Genomic DNA, 20,648 nt, shown 5'->3' with positions numbered 1-20,648 from the left:
AACCAACACCATGGTCGCGAGTCGATCGCGGCGCGTGTGCCTGCGCGCCGTTCATTCACAGCCAGCGGCCATTCGCCAGCAAACGGGGATACTCATGAACGAGACCAGCACGTTTCGCGATACCCAGCACGACCAACATCCTTCCGCTCAGGCCAATCCGGCGCCGGCCGAGGCATCGATCCTGCTGGCCGAGGCGCTGAAGCCGGGCGCGGCCAGTTCCCGGACCGCGCTCGCGGCCGACGCGCTGCTCGCGCTCACCCAGAAAGGACTCGAGGGCGACGCGGCCTGCTACGCGCAGTACCAATCCATCCTGCTCGACTTGCACGTGCCCGGCGAGCCTCGTACCGAACCGACCCGGCGCTGGCTGGCCAGCCAGATCTACCAGGTCGAGGACCGGTTCGCGCCGACGCTGCCCGACTTCCGCGTGTTGCCGGTGGATCAGTTCCGCGCCGCGGTCGATGCCGAGATCGCCTCGCGCACGCGGGTCAAGCATCCGATGTCGCTGCACCTGTTCCAGGGCGCGCCGCCGCTGCGCGACGTGCGCCTGTTCCTGCGGCATCACTGGAACCGCTCGTACAACTTCTACAGCCTGCTGGCCGAACTCGCGTTCCGGTTCGAGGCCATCCACGACGCCTCGGTGTTCTACCGCAACCTCTACGGCGAAGCCGGCGCGGAGACGCCCGACCGCGCGCACCCCACCTTGCTGTCGCAGCTGATGGCGTATTTCGACATCCCCTTGCGCATCGACTTCGCCGCGCTCGATCCGCTGGAAAAGGCCTACATCAACAACCGCATCCGCTGCGTCCGCCACACCGACATCGCCTGGGGCCTGTCGCTGGTGTACGCGGTCGAATCGGTCAGCTGCGTCAACCACCTGCGGATCTACGAACTGCTGCAGCGCATGGGCGTGCCCGAAGGCCCGAGCGAGTTCCATCGCCTGCACGGAACTCAGGACGAGATCGACACCGAGGAGATGTGGGAGCTCATCGCCAAGTTCGCCCATAGCGAATCGTTCCAGCGCACGTTCATGCAATCGCTGACGCGTCACTTCGACATCAATCGGGCCTACTTCGACATGTTGTGGCGACAGATGCAGGGACAGCACATCCACTAAGCCCCATTCCGCAAGGCGCCTGCCAAGGAGCGCGCATGTCGAACACTCGCAATCATTCGTTGCCACAGCTCGAAGCCCTTCAGACCAACCGCGCGCGCATCCTCGCCCGCGCGCTGGACCCCAGGGCGTCGTTCGCCCATCTGGAAACGGCGGCCAAAACATTGACCGAGCTCGCCGAAACCGCGCTCACGGGCAATACCGACAGCCAGGCCGAGTACCAGAAGCTGCTGTACATCCTGTCGTTGAGCGACGACACCGCCACCGCGCTCGCACGCCGCTGGCTGTGCAATTGGGCGTATCGCGTGGAGGAACGTTTCATTCCTCCCGCCGACATTCCCACGGCCCTGTCGGAGGCCGAGTTCCTCGCGCGGATCGAACAGGAGGTGGCCTCGCGCTCGCGCGAGAAGCACCCGATGTCGCAGTACATTTTCGAAGGCTCCGCCTCGCCCGCGCAGCTTCGGGTGTTCTTGCGGCGGCAGTGGTTCCGCACCTTCCGCCTGTACCGCGAAGCCGCGGACCTGCTGGTGAATCTGGTCGACGTGGACGACGCCGCGGCGCTCGGCCGCTACCTCTACGGAGAACTGGGCGAAGAGGACGACGTGCGCTCGCACCCGCGCCTGCTGGCCAAGCTGCTCGACGCCGTCGATCTCGAAGCGGACTTCCAGGCCGTCAGCACGATGCCCGAGGAAATCGCGTACTTGAACAACCGCGTGCGCAGCTTCCGCAATCCGGACGTGGGCTGGGGCCTGGCGGTGTTCTACATCACCGAGATCGTCGTGCCGGGCAATCACGAGAAGCTCTACAACGCGCTGCTCCAGGCCGGCCTGAGCGAAGACGCCGCCGAGTACTACAAGATCCACGTCAGCCTGGTGCCGCCGCGCGCCAAGCGCGAGTGGCAGCTGATCGCGCGGCGCATTCCCGATCCGGCCTTCCAGAAATCGTTCCTGACCTCACTGGCGCAGCACTTCCGGGTCGAGCGGGCGTACTACGACGCGGTCTGGAACGAAATGCAGCGCGTGGAAGTGCCATTGCTACAGCCAGTCAGTCAGCCAAGCAGCCGGACCCGCGACCATGCCGAGCCACGTTAGCGAATCGCGTATCTATGGCGGCGTGTATTCCGATCCCGAGTTCGCGGCGATCTTCAGCGATTGCAATCAGGTGCAGAAGTGGCTCGATGTCGAACGCGCGCTCGCGCTGACCCAGGCGCAGATGGGCCTGATCCCGCACGAAGCGGCGCAGGAGATCGCGCGCCGCACCGATGTGGAGTTGTTCGATATGGAGCGGCTGGGCCGCGAGAGCCGCGAAACCGGGCACATCCTGATTCCGACGATCTGGGCGCTGGCCGAGCGTTGCCAAGATGGATGGGGCGAGTACGTTCACTACGGCGTGACCACGCAGGACATCCTCGACACCGGACTGATGCTGCAGATCGCCGAAGCCTGGGAGCTCGTGCTGGCGCGGCTGCGTTCGATCCAGACCCATTTGCTCGCACTGGCGCGCAAGCACCGGCGCACGCCGATGGTCGCGCGTACTCACGGTCAGCACGCGCTGCCCACCACCTTCGGCTACAAGGTCGCGGTCTGGGTCGACGAGATCGACCGACATCTGCAGCGCTTCGACGAGGCGCGCGCGCGGGTGATGGTGGGCAACCTGACCGGCGCGGTCGGCACCATGGCCTCGTTCGGCGCGCAGGGATTCGAGATCCAGCGGCGCACCTTGGCCAGTCTCGGCCTCGGCGCGCCACGCACCAGTTGGCATTCCGCGCGCGACCGGATCCTGGAGGTCGGCGGATTGCTGGTGCAGCCCGCGGTCACGCTCGGGCGGATCGCCAACGAGATCTATCACCTGCAGCGCACCGAAGTCGACGAGGTCCGCGAAGGGACCGCGCCGGGAAAGATCGGCAGCAGCACCATGCCGCACAAGCAGAACCCGTCCACCGCCGATCTGATCAGCGCGCTGTCGCGCCTGATCCGGGCGCAGATGGTCGCGCTCACCGACGCGGCGTTTCACCTGCACGAACGCGACGGCACGGCCTGGCGGATCGAATGGGCCGCGTTGCCCGAGTTGTTCGTCTACACCGGCGCATTGCTCGCGCGCATGGACGAGATGTTGGCGGCGGGCCTGGACGTGCGCGAGCAGCGCATGCGCGACAACCTCGATCTGCTCGGCGGATTGATCCTGTCCGAGCGCGTGATGCTCGCGCTGGGCGGCCGATTCGGCAAGCAGACCGCGCACGAACTGGTGCATGAGATATCCATGGAGGCGCGCCGGCACGATGTTCCGTTCCGCGACGCCTTGCTCAAGGACGAGCGCCTGCGCGGCAGCTTCACGCCTCAGGCACTCGAAGATCTGCTCGATCCGGTCACCTACGCAGGACTGGCCGTGGAGATGGTCGACCGGGTCGCACGCGATGCGACCGGCCATCTGCGCGGCCGATCCTGAGCGGGCGACACCACGAAACGAGTTTCCAGTCAGCCCATTCTTGGATGGAGGGTATGCGATGGAACCACAGACCTTGAACGTGACGCCGCACCCGGCGTTCGCCGCGCGCCGCAGTTGCTCGGTGAGCGAGCCGGCGCTGGTGGACGACTGCCGGCACGAACACAGCCACATCCTGGATTCGAAGGTGCATGGCGGCGGCTATGCCGGCTCCGCGAGCCGGGCGATCTTCTGCGGCCGATGCCGGCTGCAGCGCTGGCTCGACGTCGAATCGGTGCTCGCGATGGCGCAGGCGGAAGTCCACATGATCCCGCTGCAGGCCGCGCTGGAAATCCAGCGCAGCGCGAAATTGTCGGCGATGAATCTGGACCAGATCGCCGACGGCGTGAGCAAGACCGGGCACTCGCTGATGCCGCTGCTGCGCGCGTTGCAGGACAACTGCAGCCCGAGCGCGCGCGAGTACGTCCATTACGGCGCGACCACCCAGGACATCCAGGACACCGCGCAGTCGCTGGAGATGCGCGACGTGCTCGACAGCGTCGACGTCGCGCTCGATGCCTTGATCGCACAACTCGCGGCGCTGGCGAACGCGCACCGCGGCTCGCTGATGGTCGCCCGAACCCATTCGATACCGGCCTTGCCCACCACGTTCGGGCTGAAAGTGGCCGGCTGGATCGACGAGTTGCTGCGCCATCGCGATCGCCTCGGACAGGCGCGGCAACGGGTGCTGGTGGTGCAGTTGTTCGGCGGGGTCGGCACGATGGCCGCGTTCGGCCCCGACGCGATGGCGCTGCTGAACGTGTTCGCCCGCCGGCTGTGTCTCGGCGTGCCGGACGCCGGCTGGCATGTGGCGCGCGATCGCGTCGCCGAGTTCGTCAGCGCGCTGGCGATGATGACCGCGTCGCTGGCGCGCGTGGCGGACGAGATCCGCACCTTGAACCGCTGGGAGATCGCCGAGGTGGAAGTGGGCTGGTCGGACCAGCAGATCGGCAGCAGCACGATGCCGCACAAGCGCAATCCGGAAGGCTGCGAGCAGGTCGTGGTGATGGCCCGCCTGGCCAAGGCGCAGGTCGTGCTCGCGCTGGACGCGATGATCCTCGAACACGAACGCGACTACCGCGGAACCCGCCTGGAGTGGTGCGCGGTCGCCGACGTCTCCCACTACGCGCTGACCGCGCTCGCCCTGCTCAGCGACACGATCGGCAAGCTCACCGTCAACGACGCGGCGATGGACCGCAACGCACACGCCTACGGCGATGCCATCTGCATGGAAGCGTTCGTGTTCGAGATGGCGAAGACACTCGGCAAAAGCAGCGCCTACGAAATCATCTTCGAACTCACCCAGGCCTGTCAGCGCGATCGGGTCTCGATCCGCGAAGCGGTCGAGGCCGATCCCAGAGTGCTCGCCGCCGTGGACGGGGGAAAACTGGCGCGACTGTTCGAGCCCAGGGCGCATCTGGGCATGGCCGAGACGATCGTCGACGGCGTACTGACCCAGATCGGCAACCGCCGTTTCTGAAGCATCCGATTTACCGGCCGCGATTTACCAGCCACGAACTACAAGCCGCATCACTCATCGGGGAGAAAGCAATGTCAGTGAGCATCGAAGCCGATCCGGCCAAGGTCCAGCAGTTTTCCGCGCGCATCATGGAGGATTACGGCAACACGCTGCGCGGCGCCATGCTCTATATCGGCGACCAGTTGGGCCTGTTCAAGGCCCTGGCCCAGACCGGCGCGGTGACGCTGGAGGAACTCACCGCGCACACCGGCCTCAACGCGCGTTATCTGCGCGAGTGGCTGGGCAGCATGGCGACCGGCGACTACGTGACCTACGACCGCCACAGCAAACGCTATCGCCTGCCCGACGAGTTCGTCCCGGTGCTGGCCGACGAGGATTCGCCCTACTTCGCCGGCGGCATCATCCAGCTGAGCGTTCCGTTCGTATCGATGGCGCCGCAGATCATCGAGGCCTTCCGCCACGGCGGCGGCGCGCCGGAAGAGGCCTACCCGGTTGAAACCTGGCAAGGCATGGAGCGCATGACCATGCCCTGGTACAAGCACTTCCTGGTCCAGCACTGGATACCGTCGCTGAGCGGGGTCAAGGAAAAGCTCGAAGCCGGCGGCAGCGTGCTCGATTTCGGATGCGGCAGCGGACTGGCCGCGATCACCATGGCGAAGGCCTTTCCCAACGCCACTGTCCTGGGCTGCGACTTCCACCTGCCCTCGATCGAACGCGCGCGCGCGAACGCGCACGCCGCCGGACTCGGCGACCGGGTGCGTTTCGAGGTCGCCGATTCCGATGCGCTGCTGGGCAAGAAATTCGACTTCGTAACCACCTTCGTGGTGATTCACGACGCCGCCGATCCGCAGCAGATGATGAAGGACCTGCGCACCTCGACCGCCGACGACGGCACCTACCTCATGGTCGAACTCAATCTGTCCGAAGAGCTGCACGAAAACATGAACCTGTTCGGCCGGGTGATGTACCCGCAGAGCACGCTGTACTGCATGACTTGTTCGCTGTCGCACGGCGGCGCCGGGCTCGGCGCGTTCATGGGCGAGACCCGTGCGCGCGACATGGCCGGCAAAGCCGGCTTCAGCCGCGTGCGCAAGGTCCCTTCCGATCGTCCGCCGCTGCCGGCCTTGTTCGAACTGCGGCCCTGAGCCGGGCGCCGGCCGTCGACCGGCCGGGCGCGGACAAAGAAAAACCCCGCCGAGGCGGGGTTTTTCGTCAAGCGATACGGCGCTGGATCAGAACTTGTACTGAGCGGCGATACCGAATAGATCGGCGTGGCCCTTGAACTTGCCGACCAGGGTCGAGCTGCTCGAGGACACCACGTTCACGTCCGGGCTGTCGATGGTGATGCGGGTGTAGGCCGCATCGACGCTCAGGTGCTCGTTCGCGTTCCAGGTCAGGCCGACCGAGTACAGCATGCGGTCGTTGTCGGGCAGACGCGGGGTGCGGTGAGTGTCGTTGGTCGGCGACTCATCCTTGGCGACGCCGCCGCGCAGGGTGAACGAATCGCTGAAGTCGTACTCGGCGCCGAGTGCGTACATCATCGTGTCGTCCCACTCGAACTTCTCGCTGGTGATCAGGTTGCCGTTGGCGCGCTTGATGTCCACCGACTGCAGCGAATGCCAATCGGTCTGCTGCGCGTCGAACATCATGCGGAACTGGTCGTTGAACGCATACGTCACGCTGACCGTATCGGTGCTCGGCGTGGTCAACGCCGCGCCGCCCGGGCCGCTGTCGTAGGTGGTCACGCGGCCGGCGGCGAACACCGCCGCGACGTTGCCCGGCTTGGTGAAGGTGATGTCGCCTTCCAGGTCGTGGTCGATTTCCGAGCGGTGCGAGTAGCCGATCGACAGCGCGTCGGTCGGCTTCCACTGGAAGCCGAGGATCCAGCCGATACCGGTGTCGTCGCCCTTGACCTTGGCCAGGCCGTCGTTCTTCTGCGGACCGAACGCGGCAGTCGCCGGGGTCGGCGTGAGGCACAGCGGACGGGTCTGCGGATTGGCGCAGATGCCCGAACCGAAATCGACGGCGTTGGTAAGCGTCGCTTCCGCGCGCTCGTAGACGAAGCCGGCGCCGACCGAGAAGCGGTCGGTGATCTTCAGCGCGGCCGACAAGGTCAGATCGATGGTCTTCACTTCCGACTCGATCGCGTTATAGCGGCCGACCCAGCTCGGGTCGTATTCGGTCTTCAGGCCGAACGGAGCGCTGAGCTGCGCGCCGAGGGTGAGCTTTTCGAACGCGCCGTGCAACGGCACGACGATCGACATCGCCGGAACCGGGGTCGCGTCGCCCGGGTCGCCGCCGTTGCCGCCGGTCAGCGGGGTGCCCGCGCCGCTACGTCCGCCGCCTTTGAACTTCGCGGTCAGGTCGATCAGGGTGACGTCGGTGCGGATGGTGGTGGTGTCGAGATTGACCATCGCAGCCGGGTTGTTCGACACGACCGAGGCGTCGTCCTGGCCGGTCGCGCTGCCGGCGAAAGCACGGCCCTGGTTCTTGACGCTGTTCTCGCGAATCTGGAAACCGGTAGCGCCGGCCGAACCGAAGCTGATGACGCCAGCGATGCCGAGCGCGATCGCGGTCAGGCGGGTGTAGCGGTGTGAGGGTTGCATGCGTGTAGTCTCCGTTGGAGTATTTTTAGTCTGTCTCGGCCGTGTGCGCGGAACCGCAAAATGCGAGCTCCGTGCCGCCGGAAACCCCTCCCGACGTACGACGCCGTATGCACTATAGCGCGGCTATTAACCGAACGCTAACAATACGCCCAAGACCGCAAAGCCGTCCCGTACCGATGTCGCAAAGCCAAGCCCAGCAACCACTTACCCATCTTTCGTGCCTTAATAGGGTAACTGTCGGCATTCCCGGCCGGCGGAGCTGAGCGCGTGTTCGTCACCATTCCCACGCGCGAGCGCACCCGGCTGCGTTGGGCCACTCCGCTGCTGTTCGCCTTGCTGTGGCTGTGTTTCATCGTCTCGGCGGTGGTCTTGCCGGACCCGGAGCAGCGCCGGCTGATGCTCGAGTGGGGTGCGCTGTCGGGCGGCCTGTCCAGCCCGCTGGCGTGGTGGGACGCGGTCCGCGACGGCAGCCTGCTGCGCCTGTTCAGCGCACTGTTTCTGCATGCCGACTGGGCCCATCTGCTCGGCAACCTGGTGTTCCTGCTGATCTTCGGCCTGCCGGCCGAGCGCGCGATGGGGCCGTGGCGGCTGCTGGCGCTGTTCCTGTTCGGCGGCGCGGTCGCCAACCTGGCCGCGGTGATCGCGATCGGCACGCCGGATCGCCTGATCATCGGCGCGAGCGGCGCGGTGTCGGCGTTGATCGGCGCCTACCTGGCGCTGTTCCCGAGCGCCAAGCTCGGCGTGGTGGTGCCGCTGGGCCTGTTCCTGCAATTCGTCAAAGTGCCCGCGCCGCTGCTGATCGGCGTGTGGGCCGCGTTGCAGGTGGTGTTCACCTTCATCGGCCCGGCCTTCGGTGCGGTGGCATGGTCGGCGCATCTGGCCGGCTTCGCGTTCGGCGGCGCGTTCGCCCTGATCGCCCGCGCCGGCATCGCGCGGCGGTTGCGGCGCAAGCGTGGGTATTGAGGGGCGGGAATCGGGAATGGGGAGTCGGGAATCGCAGGAGCCGCCCCGATGCTCTTGAGTTGCACCCGCAAGCCCCAACGCTGTTTTCAGATCGCGTCATCGCCGCTTTTACGATTCCCGACTCCCCATTCCCGATTCCCGGCCCTCATGCCCACCCTCTACAAAGTCACCTTCCTCAACGCCGGCAAGATCTACGAGCTGTACGCGCGCAAGATCGGCTCGGGTTCGCTGTGGGGGTTCACCGAGGTCAGCGACCTGGTGTTCGACGTGCATGAAGGCCTGGTCGTCGATCCGACCGAAGAACGCTTGCGCGACGAGTTCGGCAACACCAAGGTGTTGCACCTGCCGATGCAGAGCATCGTGCGGATCGAGGAAGTCGAGCGCAAAGGCCAGTCGGCGATCCGCGATGCGGCCACCGGCGAGAAAGTCGTCACCCCGTTTCCGTTTCCGGCCAAGCCGCGCTGATTGACTAGACTGAGGGCCGGCGAGACGCGGAGCAGCACGCGATGACCGGTAGCCCCTCCGACACGATCGAACTCAAGGACCGGCGCTTCGCGGTCGAACGCGCGCAGGTGCACGGCTGGCTGAACGACGATGCGAGCGGCGAGATCTGCTGGTCGATCGACGTGCGCGGCGTGGCGATGCGCTTCGGCGATGGCGAATTCAGCCAGGACCTGAGCCCGCATTTCTACGACGAAGCGATGCCGCTGCGGATCGACGACTGGCGCAAGCTCGAACACAGCGGCTACGTGTTCGATCTGGAAAGCGACGACGACGAGGGCGACAGTCTGCCGACCCTGTACCTGTGCTCGCACCTGTCGCTACCGCGCTCGCACCTGCGCCTGGGCGCGCGCCGTGGCCATCGCTTCGCCTTGGAGTGGCATGGACTGGCCGAGGCGAACTGGGACGAGGCGTTCGGCCGCGACCTGCCGTTCCGGATCGCGCTGGAGATCGAGTTCGCGCACCAGGAGGTGCGGTTCTGGCATCGCCATGACGAGGAAGACTTCGAAGCCGCCGCGCGCGCGGTGATGGCGCGACGCGGTTTGTCCGGCCAGTATTTGCGCTATCGCGACCACCGGCGTTTTCGCGACGATCCCGATGACGAGCATTACCGGTTGATCCGCGCGTTCTTTACGCCGATCGACTGAACCGCGCCGCGCGTTGCTGCGCGCCCAGGCCAAGACATCGGGACATCGAGGTCTATTGTGGGAGGGGCTTGAGCCCCGACGCTTTCGGCTCAGATGATGCGGATGTTTAGCAAACTGATCGAAAGGCGTCGGGGCTCAAGCCCCTCCCACAAAAAATTCCGCGACTCCATCGCGGGTCATTCGATCGAATCGATCGCGCGCCATCAATCGTGCGGACAAAGAAAGCCACGCGCGAACTTGGCACCGGCCAGCTCCACTTGTCGGCGAGATGGCGAGGTCTGTTGTGGGAGGGGCTTGAGCCCCGACGCTTTCGGCTCGGATGATGCGGATGTTCAGCCAACTGATCGAAAGGCGTCGGGGCTCAAGCCCCTCCCGCAAAAAATTCCGCGACTCCACCGCAGGTCATTCGATCGAATCGATCGCGCGCCATCAATGGTGCGAACAAAGAAAGCCACGCGCGAACTTGGCACCGGCCAGTTCCACTTGTCGGCGAGATGGCGAGGTCTGCTGTGGGAGGGGCTTGAGCCCCGACGCTTTCGGCTCGGATGATGCGGATGTTCGGCTAACTGATCGAAAAGCGTCGGGGCTCAAGCCCCTCCCACAAAAAAGGCTGAAGCTCCGCCCACAAAAAAAAGCCCGCAAACGCAAACACCCAGCCTGAGCCGGGTGTTTGTCTGCGAGCTGCAACCGCAGGGCTTCACCGCATCGATCAGCGCTTGCTCGCACCCGGCGTCACCGCCTTGCTGACCGCCGTCGGCGTTTTCGCGCCCGCGGGTTTCTTCAGTTCGGCCAGCGCCGATGCGATCGGCGCGTCGCCTTCGAGCACTTCGCCGGCATTTGTGCCGGGCGTGTCCTCTTCGTCGCCGTGCAGATGCCCGGGCAGGGTCGCTTCGGTGTAGCTCGGGCGGCCGTCGGCATCGGGCGCCTTCGGCGCGCGCAGCACCACGTCGGGCACGATGCCCAGCGCCTGGATCGATTTGCCGCTGGGCGTGTAGTAACGCGCGGTGGTGAGCTTGACCGAATCGCCGTTGTCCAGCGGCAGCACGGTTTGCACCGAGCCCTTGCCGAAGGTGCGGCTGCCAACCACGCGCGCGCGGCCGTTGTCGCGCAAGGCGCCGGCCAGCACTTCCGAAGCGCTGGCCGAACCGGCGTCGACCAGGACCACCAGCGGCGCGCCGTCGAGACGGTCGCCCGGGGTCGCGCTGAATTGCGCGTCGCTGATCGCGATGCGGCCGCGGGTGCTGACGATCTTGCCGCTGTCGAGCAGGTCGTCGGCGATCTGCACCGCCGAGGTCAGCAGGCCGCCGGGATTGCTGCGCAGGTCCATGACCAGGCCGCGCAGCTTGCCGCCCGACTGGGTCTTCAACTTCTCCAGTTGGGTTTCGAAATCCGCGGCGGTGTCGGCCTGGAACGCGCTGATGCGCAGATAGGCGTAGCCGGGTTCGAGCAGGCGGCTCTTGACGCTGGTGACGCGGATGGTTTCGCGCGCGACGGTCAGGTCGAAGGGTTTGTCGCGGCCTTCGCGCACGATGGTCAACACCACCTTGCTGCCGGGCGCGCCGCGCAGGGTGCTGGAACTGTCGCCTTCGTCGACCTTGAACGGCTTGCCGTCGATGGCGATGATCAGGTCGCCGGCCTTGATCCCGGCGCGCGTCGCCGGCGTGTCGTCGATCGGCGAGATGACTTTCAAGGTGCCGTCGGGCTGGCGCTGCAGTTCCACGCCGATGCCGTCGTAGTTGCCGCGCGATTGTTCGTCGAAGTCCTCGGCCGCGACCTTGTCGAGGTACACGCTGTGCGGATCGAGGTCGAGCAGCAGGCCGCGGATCGCCGCGTGCATGAGCTTGGCGTCGTCGACCGGTTCCACGTAGGCCTGCTTGACCGCGTTATAGACCGCGACGTAGCGGCGAATTTCCTCGATCGGCACCTTGGACTCGACGCTGTCGCCGTCCTTGCCGGGCTTGGCCTTGGCGGCCGGCGCGCGCGCGGGCGGCACCGGCTGGGCCGGGGTGTCGGTGTCGTCGGTCGGGTCGGTGTCGGCCGGGTTGGGCGCGGACTTGGGTTCGGGCTTGGTGTCGGTCGGCTGGGTGGCCGGGGCGGTCGAAGGTGCGGACTGGGGCGCGCTTTGCGGCGCGGCCGGCGCCTGCTGCGCGAACGCCAGCGGAGCGGCGCCCAGCGCCAGGGCGAGCGGTAGCAGACTACGCAGGGGGTGACGCAGGGACATGCACGCGCTCCAGAACGGGTACGAATCAGGTAGCGATAGGACCGCGCGAGGCGACCCGGGTTCGATCGATTATCTGCGCACGTTAAGCCGCGCGCTTGCAAGCTTTTGTTAAATCGTCGGCGAGGTGCGGATTTCGACTCCTCCGCGCGCGCTTGAGGTCTTTTGTGGGAGGGGCTTGAGCCCCGATGCTTTCGGCTCAGGCGAAGCAGTTGTCCGGCGATCTGAGCGAAAAGCATCGGGGCTCAAGCCCCTCCCACAAAAGACCTCTCAGTGCGCGGTGATCGGCATAGGTTCCGGCAGGGATATGGATCAGGCCCTTACCGCCGTAGCGTCACAGTTCAACGCCGCAGCCAGGTATTCGGATTGACCGGCTGCCCGCCGCGGCGCAATTCGAAATACAGCGCCGGCCGGCCGTGGCCGCCGGAACTGCCGACCGTGGCCACCGCGTCGCCTTTCTTGACCGTCGCGCCGGCGTCCTTGAGCAGGGCGTCGTTGTTCGCGTACAGGCTCATATAGCCGTTGCCGTGGTCGACGATCAGCAGCAGGCCGTAACCGGTCATCCATTCCGAATAGACCACGGTGCCGTCGGCGACCGCCTTGACCGTGGCGCCGGCCGGCGCACCGATCAACAGCCCTTCGCTGCTGCGGCCGTCGGGCATGGTGCCGCCGAAACCGGCCAGCAGGGCGCCCGACACCGGCCAGCCCAGGCCGCCGACCTGCGGCGCGGGCGCGCTGGCGACCTGCACCGGCGGTTTGCGCACCGGCGCGGGCTTGCCTTGCGCCTTGGCCGCGGCGGCGGCGGCGCGCGCGCTTCGCGGGCCTCGCGTTCGGCCTTGGCCTTGGCGGCGGCGCGACGTTGCGCCTCGGCGCGCGCGGCGGCCGCGCGCAACTTGGCCAGCAGTTGTTCCAGACCCTTGGCGTCGCGGCCGAGTTCGCGCTCGCGGGTGCTGCGGTCTTCGTATTTTTCGTTGATCTGGGCGACCAGCGCGGCGCGGGTCTTGCGGTCTTTTTCGAGCTGACCGAGCTGGTTGCGCTGCTGCTTGCGGGTGCTGTCGAGGCTGGCGCGGCGTTCGACGATCTGGCGCTCGAGCGCGTCGAGTTCGCGCAGTTGCGCGCTCAGTTCGGCGATGCGGCGGGCGCGATCGCGCTGCACATAACCGTGATACGCCAGGATGCGGCTGCTGTCGGCGACCTTGTCCTGCGACAGCAGTACTTTCAGCGGCGCGTCGTTGCCTTGCGCATACGCGGCGCGCACCAGCCTGGACAATTCGTCGCGCTTGGAACCCAAGGTCGCGTTGAGCGCATCGCGCTTGCTCTGCAGATCCTTCAGCGCGGCCTGCTCGCGCGCGAGCCGGGTCTCGGTATCGCGCAAGGCCCGATTGGAATGGCCGACCTGTTCGTCGGCCTGGCGCAATTGCTGCGAGGCGTCGCCGCGCTGGCCTTCCAGCTTGCGCCGTTCGGCCGCGACCGATTTGAGTTCGGTCTTGATCTTCTCGAGCTTGCGCTCGGCATCGCGGCTGTTGCTCTGCGCGGCCGCGTGGACGCTCAGGCTCATCGCCAGCGACCACGCCGCCAATCCCGCCAGCCACCACGCGCGCGCGCTGGCCATCAGCGCTCCAGCAGGCTCGTGCCGGTCATCTCGACCGGCTGGGCGAGGCCGAGCAGGTCGAGAATGGTCGGCGCGACATCGCGCAAGGCGCCGCCGCTGCGCAGGGTGGCCTTGCGCGGGCCGAGATAGACCAGCGGCACCGGGCCGACGGTGTGCGCGGTATGCGGCTGGCCGGTGCTCGGGTCGCGCATCATTTCCAGGTTGCCGTGATCGGCGGTGATCAGCAGCGCGCCGCCGACCTCCTGCACCGCGGCGGCGATCGCGCCGATCGCCTTGTCGACCGCCTGCGCGGCGAGGATCGCGGCCTGCAGGTCGCCGGTGTGGCCGACCATGTCGGGGTTGGCGATGTTGCAGATCGCAACGTCGATCGTGCCCGAGTGAATCGCCTCGACCAGCTTGGCGGTCACTTCAGGACAGCTCATCTCCGGCTGCAGGTCGTAGGTCGCGACCTTCGGGCTCGGCACCAGGATGCGGCTTTCGCCTGCGTAAGGATCTTCGCGCCCGCCGCTGAAGAAGAAGGTGACGTGGGCGTATTTCTCGGTCTCGGCGATGCGCAGCTGGGTCAGGCCGTTGGCGGCCAGCAATTCGCCCAGGGTGTTGTGCAGATCGTCGGGGCCGAACGCGACCGGCGCCGGCAGGCGCGCGTCGTATTCGGTCAGGCAGACGAAACGCGACAGCTTCGGCCGGCGCGCTGCGTAGCCGTCGAAGTTGGGATCGACGAAGGCCGCGCTCAGCTGGCGCGCGCGATCGGCGCGGAAATTCATGAACACCACCGCGTCGCCGTCGGCCATCGCGGTGGCGCCGTCGATCACGGTCGGAGCGACGAACTCATCGGTTTCGCCGCGCGCATACGCCGCTTCGAGCCCGGCCAACGCGGTCGGCGCGTGCTCGGGGCTGTCGGCTTCGACCATCGCGTTCCAGGCGCGCAACTGGCGATCCCAGCGCTTGTCGCGGTCCATCGCGTAGTAGCGGCCGCTGATCGAGGCGATGTGCGCGTTGCCGAGGCGGTCGCAAACATCCTGAAGGCGTTGCAGGCTCGGCGCGGCCGACTTGGGCGGCATGTCGCGGCCGTCGAGGAACGCATGCACCGCGACCCGCGCCACGCCTTCGCGCCGGGCGAGTTCGAGCATCGCGAAGATGTGCTTCTCATGGCTGTGGACGCCGCCAGGCGAGAGCAGGCCCATGACGTGCAAAGTCCCGCCCGACGCCTTCGCTGCCGAACAGGCCGCGCGCAATTCTTCGTTGACGTAGAAACTGCCGTCCTCGATCGCCGCGTCGATCCGGGTCAGGTCCTGGTAGACGATGCGGCCGGCGCCGAGGTTCATGTGGCCGACTTCGGAGTTGCCCATCTGCCCGTCCGGCAGGCCGACATGGCGGCCTTCGGTGTGGATCAGGGTATTGGCCTGCGACGCCAGCAGCGCATGCCAGTTCGGCAAGCTGGCCTGGGCCAGGGCGTTGTCGGCGGGGTCGTCGCGATGGCCCCAACCGTCGAGGATCAACAGCACTACGGGCTTGGGTCGGGCATTCGCTGACACGTGGGGGATTCCTATGACCAGGGGCAGGGGCCGCCGCAGGCGGATTCTGCGATTGTAGCGAAGCGGGCGATGAAGCCCCGGGGAACGCGGCGCAAGGTTGGGATCGGTATCCGCAAGTGCTTGATAGTGCTTGGCCCGGCACGCCCTGCGTCCACCGACATCACGAAATGCGCATTCGCCTTAAACCGATCGCGCGCTCGCCGCATCACAGACCTTGCCCACCAGACAACGGAACACGCCATGACGCGCACCCGCCTCACCCTCAGCCTGTCGGTCCTGATCGCCCTGTCCTCGCCGCTGGCGTTCGCCGACGACGGCATCAGCAAGGTCAACGGCAGCATCACCGTCGAAGCCAGCCAGCGCCAGGGCGACCTGGACACCGTCAACGGCAGCATCAAGATCGGCGACAGCGCCCGCGTCGGCAAGGCCGAGACGGTCAACGGCAGCATCAACGTCGGCAACAGCAGCCAGACCGGCGGCCTGGAAACGGTCAACGGCAGCATCCGCGCCGGCACCAACCTGACCGCGAACGGCGGCATCGAAACCGTCAACGGCAGCATCTTCGTCGATCGCGGCGGCACCGTGCGCGGCGACCTGGAGACCGTCAACGGCGCGATCGGCCTGGTCGATACCGACGTCACCGGCGGCATCGAGACGGTCAACGGCGACCTCACCGTCGGCGTGGATTCGCACATCAGCGGCGGCGTGCGCTACACCAAGCCCAACGGCATCCGCCTGACCAAGCAGCGCGACCCGCGCGTGATCATCGGACCGAACGCGCGCGTCGACGGCGCCTTGGTGTTCGAGCGCGACGTGAAGCTGTACGTCCACAGCACCGCCAAGACCGGCCCGATCCGCGGCGCCACCGCGATCGCGTTCAACACCGCGACCCCGCCGGCCGAGTAAGGCGGCGCCCGCGCCCCGTCCGGGTCGCCACGGCCACGGCCGCGACGATCCGGGCGGGGCGTTCGCATTGCGCCCGACCGCTCGGCGAGCGAACTGATCGGGACAACACCGCGAAACCGCAGCACCTAGAATGGACCTCCCCCACCCCCGGCCCCGCGCCGCTCCTGGAGGTCTCGACCTTGTTGCCGAAGCATCTGTCCCGAACCACCCCGCTGCTCACCGCCACCTCGCTGGTTGCCGCCGCCCTGGTCCTGTCGGCCTGCGACAAGACACCGTCCAAGCCCGATACCGGCGCGAGCGCCGCCACACCGGCCCCGGCCGTACCCGCCGGCGAGCACGGCTTCGACGGCGCGATCAACGCCGCCGACTTCGCCCAGCACGTCAAGATCCTGGCCTCCGACGAGTTCGAAGGCCGCGCGCCCGGCAGCGCCGGCGAGGACAAGACCGTCGCGTACCTGCAGGCGCAGTTCCAGCGCATGGGCATGAAACCCGGCAACGGCGACAGCTACTTCCAGACCGTGCCGATGGTCGAAACCACCGCCGACGAAACCACCTCGCTCAAGCTCGAGGTCAAGGGCCAGCCGCGCGAGTTGAAGTTCGGCACCGACATGGTGGTCGGCACCCGCACCGGCCAGCCGGAAGTGAAGGTCGACGGCAGCGATCTGGTGTTCGTGGGCTACGGCGTCAACGCGCCCGAGCAGCAGTGGAACGATTACGCCGGAGTCGACGTCAAGGGCAAGACGGTGGTGATGTTCGTCAACGACCCGGGCTTCCACGGCCAGGACGCGACCTTGTTCGAAGGCAAGCGGATGACCTACTACGGCCGCTGGACCTACAAGTTCGAAGAGGCCGCGCGCCAGGGCGCGAAGGCCGCGCTCATCATCCACGACACCGCCGGCGCATCGTACGGCTGGGACGTGGTCAAGAATTCGTGGTCGGGCGCGCAGTTCGACCTGCCGGCCAAGGACGATCCGGAACCGCGCCTGCCGGTGCAGGGCTGGATCAGCAACGACGCCGCGCGCAAGCTGCTCGGCGATCTGGGCCAGAACCTCGACCAGTTGTACCAGGCCGCCGGCAAGCGCGGCTTCAAGGCGATCGCGCTGCAGGCCAAGGCTTCGGTCGATCTCAAGAGCAAGATCAGCGAGAAGTCCTCGCGCAACGTGATCGCGCGCCTGGACGGCGCCAAGCGTCCGGACGAAGCCATCGTCTACATGGCGCACTGGGATCACCTGGGCAACCACACCGGCGAAGGCGGCCATGAAGGCCACGGTGCCGACGCCAAGACCACCGGCCCGGACACGATCTACAACGGCGCGGTCGACAACGCCTCGGGCGTGGCCGGCATCCTGGAAATCGCCGAAGCCTTCAGCAAGCAGACCCCGCCGCCGGACCGTTCGCTGCTGTTCCTGGCGGTGACCCTGGAAGAATCCGGACTGCTGGGTTCCAAGTACTACGTCGCCCATCCGACCGTGCCGCTGAACAAGACCGTCGCGGTGATCAACCTCGACGCGATGCCGATCATCGGCAAGGCCCGCGACATGACCGTGGTCGGTTACGGCAGCTCCGAACTCGAGGACATCCTCAAGACCGTCGCCGACGGTCAGAAGCGCGTGCTGCATGCCGAAGGCACCCCGCAGGACGGCTTCTACTTCCGTTCCGATCACTTCAACTTCGCCAAGGCCGGCGTGCCCGCGCTGTACGCCAAGGGCGGCGACGACCTGATCGACGGCGGCGTCGAAGCCGGGCAGAAGGCCCAGATCGACTACCGCGACAACCGTTACCACAAGCCGGCCGACGAGTTCGACGCGGCCTGGAAGCTCGACGGCCTGGTCCAGGACCTGGACGCGCTGTACGGCGTGGGCACGGTGCTGGCCGGCAACGAGCAGTGGCCGAACTGGTACGAAGGCAACGCCTTCCGCGCCGCGCACGACAAGCTGATGGCGCCGCCGGCGAAGTAATCCGCGCCCACGCGGCGGGTCGGTCCCGCGGGCCGACCCTCGCCGCACAGCGATCCGACGACGGCGCCCAAGGGCGCCGTGGTTTTTTCCGCTAGGCTTTAGCAGCCGCGGCTCGCGGTATGCCTGAAGGAACGCGCATGTCCATGTCCATCGCCTACTGGTGCGTGCTGATCGCCGCGCTGTTGCCGTATCTGTGGGTCGCCGTCGCCAAGGCCAGCGGCAAGCGCTACGACAACCGCGACCCGCGCGGCTGGCAGACCCGTCAGGACAACCCGCGTTCCCACGCCGCCTACGCCGCCCACCTCAACGCCTTCGAAGCCTTCGCCCCGTTCGCGGCCGGCGTGATCGGCGCGCAGATGACCGGCGTGGCCACCGACTGGATCGTCATCCTGTCGATCGTCTTCATCGTGTTCCGCGTGCTGCACGGCGTGTTCTATGTGCTGCGCCAGCCGAGGCTGCGCAGTCTGGCCTGGGTGGTGGGCTTCGGCTGCGTGCTGGCGTTGCTGGTCCTGGCCGCGCTGGCGGCGTCCGAAGATGCCAGCGCGCAGGTGGTGCTGCGTTTGCTCGACGGCTCGACGCAGGCCGGTTTGCCGAGCTAAATCCTTCGCGAACGCTGACCGCGTTCGCCATCTCCCCCGCCGCATCCCGCTGTCCCGAAGAGTCGCGAATGTCCCCCGCCCCGCGCACCGATCATGAAAACTTCGCGCACTCCCTGCGCGGCGACGGCTTCTGTTTCGTCGACGGCCAGACCATGCGCGGCCATCTGCTGCAGCACGGCTCGCTGCAGGATTGGCCGGCGTTCGCCGACAGTTGGAACGACCTGGCGCCCGACCAGTACCTGGCCAGCGTCGGCCGCCATCGCCGCCGCCGGCATGCGGTGTTCCGCGCCGGTCGCGACGGCGCGATCGAGCGCCAGCCGCATCAACCGCATTACCAAAGCCTCAATTACAACGCCCTGCAAGGCGATATCGAACGCTGGTTCGAGCCGGTGCACGACGCCATCGCCAGCGGCGCCAGCCTCACCACCGTGCTCGGGTTCTGCCGCGACTTCTTTTCCACGCTCGCGCCGCACACGCAGGCCTGGCATATCGAACTGCACCAGTTCCGCATCGAAGCGCGCAGCGACGAAGACGGCCAGCCCACGCCCGAAGGCGTGCATCGCGACGGCGTCGACTACGTGCTGGTGCTGTTGATCGATCGTCACAACATCCTCAGCGGCACCACCACCATCCACACCGCCGACGGCACCGAACTGGGCAGTTTCACCCTGACCGCGCCGCTCGACGCCGCGCTGGTCGACGACGCCCGCGTGTTCCATGGCGTCACCGCGGTGACGCCGCAGGACCCGCAACGCGAAGCGCATCGCGATGTGCTGGTGGTGACGTTCCGCAAGACGGCGTGACCGGCGCTCGATCGCGGCAGTAGCGCGTCGCAGCGGCACATCGCGGCGTTTGAAGTTTGATTCACAGCCGCCGCCGACACTGAGGCTCCCTCCTGTCGAGATCGCCTCCATGACCCTACATCGTGTTCGCCGCGGCGTACTCGCCGTGTCGCTGCTGCTCGCCGCTGTCCCCGCGATGGCCGCCGACAAGATCCTGATCGTGGTCAGCGGCGAAGGCCGCGACCAGGGCAAGACCCGGCCCGGCTTCGAGATGGACGAATTCGCCCAGGCGTATCTGATCTTCCGCGACAACGGCTATGCCATCGACGTCGCCAGCCCGAACGGCGGCCGCGCCGAGGCCGACAAATACGACGCGGCCGAAGCGTTCAACGCGAGCCTGCTCGCCGACGCCGACGCGAACGGGCTGCTCGCGGCCACGCGCAAGACCGGCGATCTCAAGGCCGCCGACTACGCCGCGGTCTACGTGGTCGGCGGCAAGGGCGCAATGTTCGACCTGCCCGCCGACCCGGCCTTGCAGCGCGTGGTGGCCGACGTCTACGAACGCGGCGGCGTGGTCGCGGCGGTGTGTCACGGGCCCGCCGCGCTGGTGGATGTGCGGCTCGGCAATGGCGCCTGGCTGGTCGACGGCAAGCGCATGACCGGTTTCAGCAACGAGGAAGAAGCCGTGTTCGGCAAGCGCTGGGCGAAGCAATACCGCTTCCAGCTCGAAGACGCGCTCAAGGCGCGCGGGGCGCAGTGGCAGGAAGCGGCGTTGATGATGCCCAAGCTGGTCGTCGACGGTCGCCTGATCACCGGCCAGAACCCGTACTCCACGCCCGCCGTCGCCGAAGCCATCGTCAGCACGCTCGGCCGTCAGCCCAAGGCGCGCACGCCGTGGCGCGACGAACGCACCATGACCCTGGTGCAGCGTGCATTGGACGGCGAAACCGCGGCCGTGCATAAAGCGCTCGCCGACGATCGCGACAACTATCACGTGCAGCTGATCGGCCTGCTCGGCTACTACCAATCGCAGTCTACCCAGGACCTGGCCGCCACCCGCGACGCGCTGGCGATCATGCAACTGGCCGCGCCGTACATGCCCGAACCGCAGTTGCGCCTGGGCATGGCCGAAGCGCACCTGCGCCTGGGCGATCGCGAACGCGCGCGCGCGCTGACCGGCGAGGTACTGGAAAGCCACCCCGACATGGCCGAAGCTAAACAACTGTTGCAACGCATCGGAAGCTGAGCG

General features: G+C 67.0%; 16 protein-coding genes and 1 pseudogene. 13 read left to right on the top strand and 4 right to left on the bottom strand.

All coding sequences use genetic code 11. The features are described from left to right. Positions 1-94: 94 nt before the first annotated feature. The 5 genes from KME82_RS02080 (at position 95) to KME82_RS02060 (ending at position 6,217) form a co-directional block, all read left to right on the top strand. Positions 95-1,114, top strand: a complete 1,020-nt coding sequence (locus tag KME82_RS02080; RefSeq protein WP_215497059.1) for an HOASN domain-containing protein — start codon at positions 95-97, stop codon at positions 1,112-1,114. Positions 1,115-1,149: 35 nt separating this feature from the next. Then, positions 1,150-2,202, top strand: a complete 1,053-nt coding sequence (locus KME82_RS02075) for an HOASN domain-containing protein (protein ID WP_215497058.1) — start codon at positions 1,150-1,152, stop codon at positions 2,200-2,202. Further along, the gene (gene purB, locus KME82_RS02070) at positions 2,186-3,556 is read left to right on the top strand and encodes an adenylosuccinate lyase (protein ID WP_215497057.1); all 1,371 of its coding nucleotides are present in this window, start codon (positions 2,186-2,188) and stop codon (positions 3,554-3,556) included. The genes KME82_RS02075 and purB overlap by 17 nt, the downstream gene beginning before the upstream one ends. A gap of 58 nt (positions 3,557-3,614) precedes the next feature. Beyond that, positions 3,615-5,072, top strand: coding sequence for a class-II fumarase/aspartase family protein (locus tag KME82_RS02065; protein ID WP_215497056.1), 1,458 nt, complete (start codon positions 3,615-3,617; stop codon positions 5,070-5,072). A 71-nt stretch (positions 5,073-5,143) separates the two neighbouring features. Continuing rightward, entirely contained in the window at positions 5,144-6,217 is a 1,074-nt protein-coding gene (locus KME82_RS02060) for a class I SAM-dependent methyltransferase (RefSeq protein ID WP_215497055.1), read from the top strand. Positions 6,218-6,304: 87 nt separating this feature from the next. On the opposite strand, the gene KME82_RS02055 is transcribed toward KME82_RS02060, so the two are convergent. Continuing rightward, complete coding sequence (locus tag KME82_RS02055; protein WP_215497054.1) at positions 6,305-7,678, bottom strand: OmpP1/FadL family transporter; 1,374 nt, start codon at positions 7,676-7,678, stop codon at positions 6,305-6,307. 267 nt (positions 7,679-7,945) lie between these two features. Between KME82_RS02055 and KME82_RS02050 the strand changes: the two genes are divergently transcribed. The 3 genes from KME82_RS02050 (at position 7,946) to KME82_RS02040 (ending at position 9,789) form a co-directional block, all read left to right on the top strand. Further along, the gene (locus KME82_RS02050; RefSeq protein WP_036112535.1) at positions 7,946-8,641 is read left to right on the top strand and encodes a rhomboid family intramembrane serine protease; all 696 of its coding nucleotides are present in this window, start codon (positions 7,946-7,948) and stop codon (positions 8,639-8,641) included. A gap of 147 nt (positions 8,642-8,788) precedes the next feature. Beyond that, positions 8,789-9,106: a DUF1820 family protein gene (locus KME82_RS02045; RefSeq protein WP_036112538.1), complete on the top strand. Its 318-nt coding sequence runs from the start codon at positions 8,789-8,791 to the stop codon at positions 9,104-9,106. A gap of 41 nt (positions 9,107-9,147) precedes the next feature. After that, the gene (locus tag KME82_RS02040) at positions 9,148-9,789 is read left to right on the top strand and encodes a hypothetical protein (RefSeq protein ID WP_215497053.1); all 642 of its coding nucleotides are present in this window, start codon (positions 9,148-9,150) and stop codon (positions 9,787-9,789) included. A 709-nt stretch (positions 9,790-10,498) separates the two neighbouring features. Here KME82_RS02040 and KME82_RS02035 read toward each other — a convergent pair. The 3 genes and pseudogenes from KME82_RS02035 to gpmI form a co-directional block, all read right to left on the bottom strand. Continuing rightward, positions 10,499-12,010, bottom strand: a complete 1,512-nt coding sequence (locus KME82_RS02035; protein ID WP_215497052.1) for a S41 family peptidase — start codon at positions 12,008-12,010, stop codon at positions 10,499-10,501. Between the two features lie 338 nt (positions 12,011-12,348). Further along, positions 12,349-13,619, bottom strand: a pseudogene (locus KME82_RS02030) (murein hydrolase activator EnvC family protein). Beyond that, the gene (gene gpmI, locus KME82_RS02025) at positions 13,619-15,154 is read right to left on the bottom strand and encodes a 2,3-bisphosphoglycerate-independent phosphoglycerate mutase (RefSeq protein ID WP_215497051.1); all 1,536 of its coding nucleotides are present in this window, start codon (positions 15,152-15,154) and stop codon (positions 13,619-13,621) included. Before gpmI ends, KME82_RS02030 begins: the two are co-directional and overlap by 1 nt. Before the next feature lie 240 nt (positions 15,155-15,394). Between gpmI and KME82_RS02020 the strand changes: the two genes are divergently transcribed. From KME82_RS02020 to KME82_RS02000, 5 genes are all read left to right on the top strand, one after another. Beyond that, positions 15,395-16,060 carry a hypothetical protein gene (locus tag KME82_RS02020; protein ID WP_215497050.1) on the top strand — a complete coding sequence of 222 codons (666 nt, stop codon included), beginning with the start codon at positions 15,395-15,397 and terminating at the stop codon, positions 16,058-16,060. A gap of 179 nt (positions 16,061-16,239) precedes the next feature. Beyond that, on the top strand, positions 16,240-18,018 hold the full coding sequence (locus KME82_RS02015; protein ID WP_252255589.1) for a M28 family metallopeptidase: 1,779 nt from the start codon (positions 16,240-16,242) through the stop codon (positions 18,016-18,018). Positions 18,019-18,155: 137 nt separating this feature from the next. Then, positions 18,156-18,617: an MAPEG family protein gene (locus KME82_RS02010; protein ID WP_215497049.1), complete on the top strand. Its 462-nt coding sequence runs from the start codon at positions 18,156-18,158 to the stop codon at positions 18,615-18,617. Positions 18,618-18,685: 68 nt separating this feature from the next. Beyond that, positions 18,686-19,420, top strand: a complete 735-nt coding sequence (locus KME82_RS02005; protein WP_215497048.1) for a 2OG-Fe dioxygenase family protein — start codon at positions 18,686-18,688, stop codon at positions 19,418-19,420. Positions 19,421-19,529: 109 nt separating this feature from the next. Then, the gene (locus KME82_RS02000; RefSeq protein WP_215497047.1) at positions 19,530-20,645 is read left to right on the top strand and encodes a DJ-1/PfpI family protein; all 1,116 of its coding nucleotides are present in this window, start codon (positions 19,530-19,532) and stop codon (positions 20,643-20,645) included. Positions 20,646-20,648: the final 3 nt, after the last annotated feature.

The sequence above is a fragment of the Lysobacter capsici genome (assembly GCF_018732085.1).
GTDB lineage: Bacteria > Pseudomonadota > Gammaproteobacteria > Xanthomonadales > Xanthomonadaceae > Lysobacter > Lysobacter capsici_A.
Note: the sequence above shows the minus strand (reverse complement) of the source record. Positions and strands in the feature narration are given on the sequence as shown.

Coding starts and splice junctions, on each gene's coding strand:
- KME82_RS02080 (WP_215497059.1), top strand. CDS start 95: ATGAACGAGACCAGCACGTTTCGCGATACCCAGCACGACCAACATCCT.
- KME82_RS02075 (WP_215497058.1), top strand. CDS start 1,150: ATGTCGAACACTCGCAATCATTCGTTGCCACAGCTCGAAGCCCTTCAG.
- purB (WP_215497057.1), top strand. CDS start 2,186: ATGCCGAGCCACGTTAGCGAATCGCGTATCTATGGCGGCGTGTATTCC.
- KME82_RS02065 (WP_215497056.1), top strand. CDS start 3,615: ATGGAACCACAGACCTTGAACGTGACGCCGCACCCGGCGTTCGCCGCG.
- KME82_RS02060 (WP_215497055.1), top strand. CDS start 5,144: ATGTCAGTGAGCATCGAAGCCGATCCGGCCAAGGTCCAGCAGTTTTCC.
- KME82_RS02055 (WP_215497054.1), bottom strand. CDS start 7,678: ATGCAACCCTCACACCGCTACACCCGCCTGACCGCGATCGCGCTCGGC.
- KME82_RS02045 (WP_036112538.1), top strand. CDS start 8,789: ATGCCCACCCTCTACAAAGTCACCTTCCTCAACGCCGGCAAGATCTAC.
- KME82_RS02040 (WP_215497053.1), top strand. CDS start 9,148: ATGACCGGTAGCCCCTCCGACACGATCGAACTCAAGGACCGGCGCTTC.
- KME82_RS02035 (WP_215497052.1), bottom strand. CDS start 12,010: ATGTCCCTGCGTCACCCCCTGCGTAGTCTGCTACCGCTCGCCCTGGCG.
- KME82_RS02020 (WP_215497050.1), top strand. CDS start 15,395: ATGACGCGCACCCGCCTCACCCTCAGCCTGTCGGTCCTGATCGCCCTG.
- KME82_RS02010 (WP_215497049.1), top strand. CDS start 18,156: ATGTCCATGTCCATCGCCTACTGGTGCGTGCTGATCGCCGCGCTGTTG.
- KME82_RS02005 (WP_215497048.1), top strand. CDS start 18,686: ATGTCCCCCGCCCCGCGCACCGATCATGAAAACTTCGCGCACTCCCTG.
- KME82_RS02000 (WP_215497047.1), top strand. CDS start 19,530: ATGACCCTACATCGTGTTCGCCGCGGCGTACTCGCCGTGTCGCTGCTG.